The organism is Stenotrophomonas sp. UBA7606, assembly GCF_002477705.1.
Lineage (GTDB): Bacteria > Pseudomonadota > Gammaproteobacteria > Xanthomonadales > Xanthomonadaceae > Stenotrophomonas.
This window is the reverse complement of the sequence record NZ_DLJW01000016.1, coordinates 1-5531: the sequence shown is the minus strand read 5'-3', so window position 1 is coordinate 5531 and position 5531 is coordinate 1. Positions and strand designations below refer to the sequence as shown.

The following is a 5531-nucleotide window of genomic DNA, read 5'->3' as shown; positions in this document are numbered from 1 at the left end:
GGGCAGCAACCGCCACCCTGCTCGGCATCGCTCCGGTAGCCAGCGCCGTCCCCCGTCGCACACGACGCGCAGCAGTGACCGCGCATCCATGCCTCGAACGCAAGCCGCTCTGCATCATTGGCCGGGGCACCTTTCGCACCCATCGCATGCGCAGATTCAATGCTCGGGGCATCAACCGGCGCTGCGGCGACGGGGGCGGCGTAGAGAATGCGGCGGTCCCAGATGGACTCTCGACCATCTTCAGCAGCCCAGTCGTAGCGCTCCTTGGATGAGTCTTGCCAGAATCCGCGCTCATGCCTTATCTGATACACCGCCTCCTGCGCTGCGGAGACGGGGGCGGCTTCGACTCGCTCATATGCGTCCACGATCAGGGTCATGAGATGTTCTTCGTGATCTGAAAGTGTCTTTGCAACCCCAATACGACCCTCCAGTTCACGCGCCATTTCGGACAGACTTCCGGCAGGGATTAGGACCATATCCGCCTCCTGCGCTGCGGCGTCCTTGCCAGCCTCAACCGCCTTCACCGCATCCGCGTACCCAGCCTGATAGCCCTCGGCATGCCCATTCGCCGCTGCCGTGCTCATGTCTGCTGCTGAAAATCCGTTCATGCGTCTTCTCCGGTCGGGGGAGCGGGGAGGGGCTGCCAGTGGGTGGGGTTTGCGTACATAAGTTGCCCCGCGTCGTCATGGCCAAGAACCAGCCAGCCCTCGACATCCGGGTCCCAGCCGCCAATGAATACTCCGGTGAACTGGCACGAGCCCTGAAATGGGGCGTACAACCCACTCAGTAGAATGTCAGGCCCTTCTTTCGGAGCCGACTCAATCGGCATCCATCCGTTGTTGCTCATGTCTTGCTCCTAAAGGGTGGGGCGGGCCGGAGGTGATCCCGGCATGGGGCGACGTTGGGACTCAAACCTCAGTTCTTTCTTTGCCGTCGTAGTTCAAAGTCACGCCCTTGGAACCTGAACCTGCGCATCACCACTGCGCATTCCGCCCCGTAGATCAGAAGGGTCCGAACTTGGTCACGAACGGGATATCGTCGTCTGCGAACTCTGAGGCGGTTTCAGCAGCACTCGGCACGCTGTCCGTAGCCCGCGCCGGACGCTGACGGGCTGGCGCGCCGGAGTTGGAGCCGCCGCCGTTACCTTCCTGCTTGCCGCCAACCAGGGTCACGTCGCGCACATCCAGCGTTACGTAGGTCTTGCCATCGTGCTCGCGGGTGCCGATCTCGCCGGTAACGCCCAGCTGCGAACCTTTCGTGATGTGCTGCGCCAGCTTCTCGCCGCGCTCGCCCCACAGTGAGCAATCGAGCCATACGGTCTGCTTGTTGTCCCCCCAGCCCTTGTCCACGGCAAGCGCCCAGCCAGTAACAGGCTTCCCTGCCTGCGTGTAACGAGTCACAGCGTCGCGGCCAACTCGGCCGATTGCGTTGTAATTGTTCATGCTGCAGTCCTCATGTTCTTCATGTCTTGGACGATGGCGGCAACCTCGGCGTCTGCTGCGGTCACTGCCTGTTTGAGTTGATCGATAGCCTTCTCGTCCCGCTCCACGCGGGTGATTGCCAGCTGCAGCCCATCGGGGAAACGGGGATCGAAGCTCACCACGTCGCACCACTGGCGGCGGGTGATCCACATCTGCCCCTGTACCTGCCAGCGGTACTCCCTTGCGTGCGCTCCCTCGCGGAGGGCGGCGAGGTGCTTGGCCTGCGACGCGGGGCACTTAAACTCCACCAGCCCGTCGTCACCCAGCAGGCCATCAGGGGAAATACCTACGGACGGCCAGCCCGGATCAGTAACGAACGCCGCCAGCTCCACCAGCTCGCCCGTCTTGGCCTCGTAAGCCCCGCGAGCCAGCGGCTCCAGCTCCGTGCCGCGCTTCATGGCATCGTTCTGGAAGGTCTGCTCTGGCTCGCCTGTCAGTCGCTCCAGGGCCACGGCGACAATCAAGTTCTGGCGGCTGGCGGACGGCCCCGACTTCGTGGTCGCCATCAGGTCGGCGAAGCGGGAGGCCGTGAACTTCCCGGCACGTGCGGCCAGCCATTCGGTTGATCCCTGAATCATTGGTCCACCTCCACGGCGTCTGCCTTCTCTGCAATTGCCTTGAACTCCTGCACGCGGTCCTTGACCAGCTCGCGCTGTGCCGGGGAGTTCTTCCACACTTCGCGGAAGTGAGCGACACCGTGCTGAGCCTCTCCACGGAAGTAGGCGAGGGCGGAGTCGCGCTCTGGACTGTCCGCAGGCGTGGCCTGCTGCACTGCTGCCTGCACCGACTTCGGAGGAGCGCGTCCAACAATCTCAGCCACTACCTCATCCGGCAGGTCTTCAATGTCCTGCGTGAACAGGTCGGACGCCGCAGTGACGGTCAGAACGCCATCGGTCAGGCCGCGCTTCTTCGCCATCTTGAGGATGGTGTTGGAAACGTCTGCCGGGTTGGTGCGGACCTGCTTCTTTTGCTCGACGCGGCCATTCCACTTGGCGAACTTGATGCGGCGGCGGTTCTCCGGCGTTGCGTCGAACTCTTCATCACACAAAGCTGCCCGCCATGCGTACTTTTCCTCGCTGCTGCTGCACTCGCCGATGCCTGCGCCCAGGAATTGGCCGGATGCCGAGCGGATCGACACCTTGACGCGATAGTGAATCTCGCCGTCACGGCCAAGGTCGGTCACTTCCGGGTCTGCGGCCAGACGGAAGGTGCTCATGATCTTCTCAGCGCCAGCCTTGTACAGGCTCTTTTGCTTCGTGCCGGGGATGACGCCGAAGTGGGTGCCGTCCTTCATCACTTCCAGCATCACGTCCTGCATCAGGTTTACCTGAGCGCGCACATCAGCAGCTGTCAGGGAACGTGACCCGTAGTTGTCTACGGCTGGCTGGAAGGCCACTACATTGTTGTCGTTGCTCATGTCCTGCTCCAGGTAAAGGGGTAACTCGGACCGTCTTTCCGGCCTGCCATCTGCCGCGCCCGTCGTGCCGCGTCGTTTTGCGGTGGACCCGTGGCAACCGCTGCCGTCCGCCTCATGGATAGGCGCAGTACATCGACACGGGCGGAGTCCTTCGGGTGGCAGAATCCAAGGGGTTATTAGCGCCACCCCTTGGTGGGCTAGGGGAGGGTCAGTCTTCGTCTTGCTCTTCGTCTTCGTCTTCGCGTAGGTATTCGAACGGGTTTATTCCGCTGCACAGATCGTGTTCTTCGATGACGCGCACAACTGCCTCGTCTTGCGAAACCAGCGTGATGTTCTCGTTACAAAGTCCGACAGAAATCTCTGAGTGCTTTCCGAGGACTTCGTAGAAATAGGCTTCCTGCCCCTTCTCGATAGCCTGAGCAACCAACTCGCTATCGGCAATGAAGACGCCATCAAGGCTCCCCATGCGGCCGCAGTAGACGTGGAACTTGTAGATGCCTTGCATGTCGTTTCCTTATCGAAAGTCGCGCTTCGTCTGCGCCGGGAAGTCGGGGATAGTGGTCGGCGGCTCGTGCTTGGGCTTCGCTGCCCGCTGCTTGAGGTAGACGGTCCATTCGTCGTAGGTCAGAAGGATTGCAATCACCGCGATCAGTGCGAGCGTGATTGCGAAGGAGGGCAGTCGCAGGTAACCGGCAACTGCTGCCAGGGCGATCACCACCAACGTTCCGAACGTCCAGCGGTAGGGCTGAGGCTTAATCACGGTCACTCTCCTGTGCGCAGATGCCTTCGTTGGCTTCCAGTTCTTGCAGCGGGTCAGGTGCCTTGATCGGCGGAAACACCACTGCTGCTATGTCGGCGGCGGTTGGGATGCTGGGGGTCATGGGTTGGCCACCTTCATGAACTCGGTGTAGGTAATTCGCCGGCCTTCGTAGAACATCACTCCACTGGTAAGTTGCTCGGGCCACTTGCCGCCGTTGGCGAGGACGGCGCGTACAACGGTCATTTCGCTATCCATCACAAACCCCCAGCAAGTTGCAGTAGTTGGACCGGCAGCACGATCACCGCCAGCGCTATCAGCGAATAAGCAGTCAGGTCGCAGGCCAGCACGTACTCACGGGTAGACGGAAAGCGGCGCAGCCAGACCTTTATGTGGCGGATGCTCATTCGGCGCCTCGCACGCGGGAGAGGGCAGTGGCACGGCGCGCCTTAGCGTTGGCGAGCCAGCGTGACGATCCTTCGCCCGGATACTTGGCGCATTCCGCCTCGGCCTCGTCTACTTCCTCGTCCGCCTCGATCAGCTCGGCGATGGCTGCGCGGGCTTCGGCCAGATCCTTCAGCAGTCGATTCGCGTGCGGATCACCAGCCAGCCCCGCGAGCATCCTGGCCTGCCCTTCGGCGCGAGTGATTGCATCAAGCACATCGACCCAGCTCATGCCGCACCCCCGGTTGCCTTTTCTATTGCGGCGCGGGCTTTCATTGCCGGGTGTTCCGGGATCAGTCGATCCAGAAGCACCATGCATTTTTCTTTCGCTTCGGCTGCCGTCTCAAACTGCTCAAACCAGAGGGAGCCTTCGTATGTGCAATACGCTGACCACTTCCGTCCCGGCCATACGATGCATTCGTACTGTCCGTGGAATTCTTGGCGCAGCGAGCTTTCGTCCAAGCCATCGAAGTCGTAGTAAGGGCCAAACCTGACAGTCGGATCGAACTCAACGATGCGACTGTCAGGAATCCAAGCAAGATCCACAGCTTCACGCAGCGCCTTTAGCAGCTCCGGCCCAACGGCGTTCCAATCCGGCGTGTGCTTGTTGGCGGTCATGCTTGCGCTCCCATGCGAGCGATAGCGCTCTGAGCGCCCCACACGCGGTAGTCCATTGCTTCCTCGTGGTAAGCCTGCGAATGGGCCAGCATCGTGCGGAAGCCATTCATTGCAGCGTGGTCGCCACGGTCGCCGCGCTCCTGAATCTCGCGAACAACCGATGCCATCTGGAGGCAAAGCTTGTAACCAGCGATCTCGTCCAACTTGGCGAAGAAATCAGCCTGCTGCTCGGAGTTCATTTCCCAGAACATCTCGGCCATCTGGTCAGGACTGACGGAAACGCTGGTCATTACGTCGATGGCGCTCATGACGCGTCCTCCACCTTTTCGCGTGCCACTTCCATCGCAGCAGCGCGGACGGTCTTGGCGAGGCGGTACAGGTCGGTCAGCAGCTGCGAGCCCATCAGGTCAGACGGGTGCTTGACGTCGAGCTTGATCAGCGCCTCGGTGGCTTCGGTGAACCACTCGCCGTCCATGGAGAACGGCAGGTCGTTGGCGGCGATCTCGTGCAGGGCGGACGGGTCGTCCAGCAGCTCGTTGGCCGCCTCCATCAAATCGATTTCTGATTCACCTGGAATCAGGTTGTCGTAGGCGATCTGCGCCAACCGTTGCTGCTCGTTGCGGGCTACTAGGCTCATGGCTTAGACCTCAACCGGCTTGCCGTCGCGCAGCGTGTACCATACGTTCGGCTTGATGCCGTCTTGACCTGCAATGCCTGCCCACACGGCGACGATCTTGTATTCGCCATCGCGCTCAACCAGGAATAGGGCATTGCCATCAGCGCCCATGACTCGTCCTTGGTAGCCAGTGCTCGA

General features: G+C 61.3%; 14 protein-coding genes. All 14 read right to left on the bottom strand.

Annotated elements, in window-relative coordinates; genetic code table 11:
- The coding region (locus B2527_RS02675) for a hypothetical protein (protein WP_293705999.1) at nt 1–608 on the bottom strand (608 nt) is incomplete at its 3' end.
- On the bottom strand, nt 605–829 hold the full coding sequence (locus tag B2527_RS19555) for a DUF551 domain-containing protein (RefSeq protein ID WP_414716971.1): 225 nt from the start codon (nt 827–829) through the stop codon (nt 605–607). The genes B2527_RS02675 and B2527_RS19555, both read right to left, overlap by 4 nt.
- 172 nt (nt 830–1001) lie before the next feature.
- A complete protein-coding gene (locus B2527_RS02670; protein ID WP_293705998.1) occupies nt 1002–1442 on the bottom strand; it encodes a single-stranded DNA-binding protein in 441 nt (146 codons plus the stop codon).
- Entirely contained in the window at nt 1439–2059 is a 621-nt protein-coding gene (locus tag B2527_RS02665; protein ID WP_293705997.1) for a lambda exonuclease family protein, read from the bottom strand. The genes B2527_RS02670 and B2527_RS02665 overlap by 4 nt, the downstream gene beginning before the upstream one ends.
- Nucleotides 2056–2898, bottom strand: a complete 843-nt coding sequence (locus B2527_RS02660) for a hypothetical protein (protein ID WP_293705996.1) — start codon at nt 2896–2898, stop codon at nt 2056–2058. The genes B2527_RS02665 and B2527_RS02660 overlap by 4 nt, the downstream gene beginning before the upstream one ends.
- Nucleotides 2899–3106: 208 nt before the next feature.
- Nucleotides 3107–3403 (bottom strand): hypothetical protein, encoded by a 297-nt coding sequence (locus B2527_RS02655; RefSeq protein ID WP_293705995.1) that lies wholly within the window; start codon nt 3401–3403, stop codon nt 3107–3109.
- A gap of 9 nt (nt 3404–3412) precedes the next feature.
- On the bottom strand, nt 3413–3658 hold the full coding sequence (locus B2527_RS02650; protein WP_293705994.1) for a hypothetical protein: 246 nt from the start codon (nt 3656–3658) through the stop codon (nt 3413–3415).
- Complete coding sequence (locus B2527_RS02645; protein ID WP_293705993.1) at nt 3651–3779, bottom strand: hypothetical protein; 129 nt, start codon at nt 3777–3779, stop codon at nt 3651–3653. The genes B2527_RS02650 and B2527_RS02645 overlap by 8 nt, the downstream gene beginning before the upstream one ends.
- Complete coding sequence (locus B2527_RS02640; RefSeq protein WP_293705992.1) at nt 3776–3901, bottom strand: hypothetical protein; 126 nt, start codon at nt 3899–3901, stop codon at nt 3776–3778. The genes B2527_RS02645 and B2527_RS02640 overlap by 4 nt, the downstream gene beginning before the upstream one ends.
- Nucleotides 3902–3912: 11 nt before the next feature.
- A complete protein-coding gene (locus tag B2527_RS02635; RefSeq protein ID WP_293705991.1) occupies nt 3913–4062 on the bottom strand; it encodes a hypothetical protein in 150 nt (49 codons plus the stop codon).
- On the bottom strand, nt 4059–4331 hold the full coding sequence (locus B2527_RS02630) for a hypothetical protein (protein WP_293705990.1): 273 nt from the start codon (nt 4329–4331) through the stop codon (nt 4059–4061). The genes B2527_RS02635 and B2527_RS02630 overlap by 4 nt, the downstream gene beginning before the upstream one ends.
- Complete coding sequence (locus B2527_RS02625; RefSeq protein WP_293705989.1) at nt 4328–4717, bottom strand: hypothetical protein; 390 nt, start codon at nt 4715–4717, stop codon at nt 4328–4330. Before B2527_RS02625 ends, B2527_RS02630 begins: the two co-directional genes overlap by 4 nt.
- Nucleotides 4714–5025: a hypothetical protein gene (locus B2527_RS02620; RefSeq protein ID WP_293705988.1), complete on the bottom strand. Its 312-nt coding sequence runs from the start codon at nt 5023–5025 to the stop codon at nt 4714–4716. Before B2527_RS02620 ends, B2527_RS02625 begins: the two co-directional genes overlap by 4 nt.
- The gene (locus B2527_RS02615; protein WP_293705987.1) at nt 5022–5354 is read right to left on the bottom strand and encodes a hypothetical protein; all 333 of its coding nucleotides are present in this window, start codon (nt 5352–5354) and stop codon (nt 5022–5024) included. Before B2527_RS02615 ends, B2527_RS02620 begins: the two co-directional genes overlap by 4 nt.
- Nucleotides 5355–5531: the final 177 nt, after the last annotated feature.